The organism is Bacillus sp. F2HM, assembly GCF_019266135.1.
Taxonomy (GTDB): Bacteria; Bacillota; Bacilli; order Bacillales; family Bacillaceae; genus Bacillus; species Bacillus safensis.
In genome coordinates, this window is the sequence record NZ_LRMO01000041.1 from 1 (window position 1) to 3550 (window position 3550).

Annotated in this window: 5 protein-coding genes; all 5 read right to left on the reverse strand. The window is 38.7% G+C overall.

Translation table 11 applies throughout. From position 1 onward, the window contains the following. Positions 1 to 90, reverse strand: a 90-nt coding sequence (locus AWT60_RS18790) for a hypothetical protein (protein WP_373272927.1), incomplete at its 3' end; no start/stop codon positions are given. A gap of 392 nt (positions 91 to 482) precedes the next feature. Then, on the reverse strand, positions 483 to 899 hold the full coding sequence (locus tag AWT60_RS18310) for a hypothetical protein (protein WP_218677593.1): 417 nt from the start codon (positions 897 to 899) through the stop codon (positions 483 to 485). A gap of 35 nt (positions 900 to 934) precedes the next feature. Continuing rightward, complete coding sequence (locus AWT60_RS18315) at positions 935 to 1360, reverse strand: NUDIX hydrolase (RefSeq protein ID WP_087978201.1); 426 nt, start codon at positions 1358 to 1360, stop codon at positions 935 to 937. A 242-nt stretch (positions 1361 to 1602) separates the two neighbouring features. Then, positions 1603 to 1788: a hypothetical protein gene (locus AWT60_RS18320; protein ID WP_024427930.1), complete on the reverse strand. Its 186-nt coding sequence runs from the start codon at positions 1786 to 1788 to the stop codon at positions 1603 to 1605. Between the two features lie 107 nt (positions 1789 to 1895). Then, a complete protein-coding gene (locus AWT60_RS18325; protein ID WP_218677594.1) occupies positions 1896 to 3299 on the reverse strand; it encodes a polysaccharide deacetylase family protein in 1404 nt (467 codons plus the stop codon). Positions 3300 to 3550 lie beyond the last annotated feature (251 nt).

The window sequence follows — 3550 nt, forward strand, 5'->3', positions numbered from 1 at the left end:
ATCACCGAGGTTGGCAACACCTTGTAATGCCTTTTTTAAATCTACCATTTGTTCGCGGAGTTCCTGGTAGTGTTTTGCCCTTGTGTCCATGGCACTTGTTAGTGCTTTTGCATCAAGTATCTTCCCCAGAAGAATTCACTCCTTCCTATTCATTGACAAGGTCAATTTTACCAACACAAAGTTTGTCATTAAATAGGAATAAAGATACAAAAACAGCACTCAAATGATTTAGAGTTCTCGAAACTTTAAACCTGTAGTAAAGGGTACTCCTCAATATTAGCCCTACTTCGTCCCTCTTCTCATATTCCGTTGAAAACGTTAACCCGTAACTTTTCTGATCAAAAAACAATAGCCATCTCCCTGTTTTAAACTCTTAACACACCTTCATAATCAAAACCTTGCTCATCATATCCTACATGTAAATGCATACTCTCATCTAAACTATGTATCCTTTCTTCTGTACACACTTTCACCTTACTCCCCTACCTTTTCACATCATGCTGAAAATGAATATTCCTCAACTCGACCCATTCAACAAGATCAGATACCTTTTTTGTCGTCACAAAATGTTGAACGATTTCATACGCCTGATTACGATCAACATAGCTGCATGATGGCACATACAATGGTGATCCTGCTATGAAATGCTTGATCGTTTCGATCTTTTCTACCTTTTGAAAAGGGACTAAAAAATCTGGATATCTGATGATAAAGAATCCATACGGTTCAGTATAAAAGAAAACTAGACTTTCACTTTCCCCACCTTCCTCTATCTCAATGGAAGATTCTCCGTTTCCTTGTTTCCAATACTCTTCACCCTCCTGAAAGAAGATCCTTTTCATGAATTCTTCCCCCGGATTTTCTACTGGAGCTCCTGTAGGCCCGTAGTATAAAAACATCAATATCGCTCCTTCATGCCTATATCAATTTGGATTTAACCAATTGTTCTATTCCCCTCAAAATCATAAAAGGCTTGTGTTTGTTGGTTTAATTTTAGCATGTGATATAGCTTTGGGTTTAGCTTTTGAAAGGTTTGAGTGCTGACCCATTTTACTTCTTCAATATCCTGATCCGGATCTAGAATGTTCATCTCTCCCCCGATCATTTCCGCAAAGAACGTAATGATAAGCGCATGATGTTTTTTATCTTGAAAGAACGCTTCTCGAACCGAATGAAGTTCATTTACTTTGACAACATACCCTGTCTCTTCTTTTACTTCACGGATGACAGCCTGCTGCAGGTCTTCACCTTTTTCCACAGCACCGCCTGGAAGTTCCCAATATCCCTTTACATTCTTGACTGTTAATAGATTTTCTTCCTCATCATAAATAATAGCTGAAACCACGTCTACTCGTTTCAAATGAATCCCCCTCAACATTCTCCATTCACATCAATTGCCGGATATATGACACGAACTGTTCATTTGAGACATTCTTATTATACTGGTTGTGCTCGTGGGATTCACAGAAAATATCGTTTCTCTTTTGAGACAAATCAAAGCGTCCAATGAGAAAATCATCCAACTGTTAGAACAGTAAAAACCGAAAAAATAAAACCTCTCGCATCTAGCAGGAGGTTTTTGCCATAGGAGAAATCTTCCCGTTACTCATCAAATAACATATTTCTGATTCGCCGAATATAATGAAACGCAATATGAGCGAGACATAAAATGAGCCCAATCATCGCAAGAATATAGATGGGCAGCATCAAACCAGGTACATAGTTTATAACAAATCCCAAACTAAACGCTGTCAGCATATATATGCTAATCAACCTCATCAATACCATTCGAAGCCCTCCCTTTCTACAATCACCTTAACATATTTTCCCTTCATTCTCATAATTGGCTTTAAAAAAGATGCGAATCCACTAAGACTCGCATCTTTTTTACGTATTCAATTCACCTTTTTCGCCCGAGCTTCCTTCCACTGCTCAAGCTCTGATACCGTTAGTAATTGATATCCTTGTTTGGTCAATTCTTTAATGATTGTGACAGCCGCGTTTGCAGAGGTGTCATAGATGTCGTGCATTAAGACGGTTTCTCCGCTAGACGCATGTGTGAGAATGTAGTTGGCGACGTATTGGCTGTTTCGATATTTCCAGTCTTCAGGATCAACGTCCCAGAGCGTAACTTTCATGTTGACAGCCGCGTTGATCTGCCCGTTTGTTCCACCATATGGCGGTCTAAAGTGAGTCGGTGTGAACCCGCCTGCTTTTTCAATGATTTGCTGCGTATCTTCTACTTGTTTGATGGCTTGTTTTAACGGCAGTCTTGTGAGTAAAGGGTGGTTATAAGTATGATTTCCGATTTCATTTCCACCTTTTCTGATCTCACCTAGCATATCGGGATAATATTGAACCCTGCTTCCTAATACAAAAAATGTCGCATGTCCTTTGTTTTCTTTTAAAGCTGTTAAGATTTTTGAAGTCGTTGATGGATTTGGTCCATCATCAAATGTAAGGGCAATGGCTTTTTGTTTTGGGTTGAACACTCTCTGTTTAGGCAGTTTTACGATCTTTCTTTTTGCGATCGGTTCTTTTTTCTCGTTTTTGTTCTTTTCTTTATTGATGTATTCTGGCTTTAACATTCCTTTAAGCAGTGTTTTCTTAATCGCCAGCACTTGAGGGCCTTTCTTGACTGGTGCAATTTGCCCCGCTGGGAAGTAGAATTCAATAAAACGATCTTTGATGGCAAAATACTGATAATGCTCTGCCTCAGGAGATGTTCCTTGTTTAAGCAAATGCTTGTTTTCAGCAAGAGAGCGATCTTTTTTCAACTCCTCAAATGTCATTTGAGACAATTTTTGCAGATTTTGTTTCTTTGATAAAAATAGATCATCTATCGATAAAAAATGCTGTTTCTTGAAATCAAAATTGAATATCTTCGTTTCATGACTGCCTTTTACTCCGCCTTTTAATTCATATGTATTGAATTTGATCGCAGCAGTTTGTTTGGCATAGTGAGTAATCTCGTAATCTATGTTTAATTCGTATCGATGATCTTCATCGACATCACTTGCTTCACTAAATGATGTTTTGAATTTATCGAGCGCTGTTTCTGCAAATCTTTTCATCTCTTGATCTAGCTTTTTTTGATGAAACACAGGATAGTTCACAGCATATCTCAAGTATCTCCCGTCATTCACGAGGGTCACAATTTCAACTTCTTTATAGCTCGCATCTGGTGCTACCTTCTTCTTCTCTGTCCCGCTTGCCTGCTGATTATGATAAAACGCGGCGATTCCGATGATCATCGCAAGTCCGCATAGGACGAGACTGACTTTCCATTTAATTGACACAAAAATTCTCCTCTCGTGATGCCGTCATGCCTGAATGACGTGTGTTTGTAGGATAGACTTTGCATGCCCCCTTTTTAGTTTGCAAATCACAAAACCGTCACATTTTCGACACATTTTTAGAGAGGAATAAAAAAGGACTGATTTCTCAGTCCTTTCAGATCGTTGACAAAGTGCTAAAATGATTTTTATTTTAGCACTTTGTCTTCTTTTCAGCGTGATAGAAAACCTTTGCAGTCTAGGAAGGACGAGCA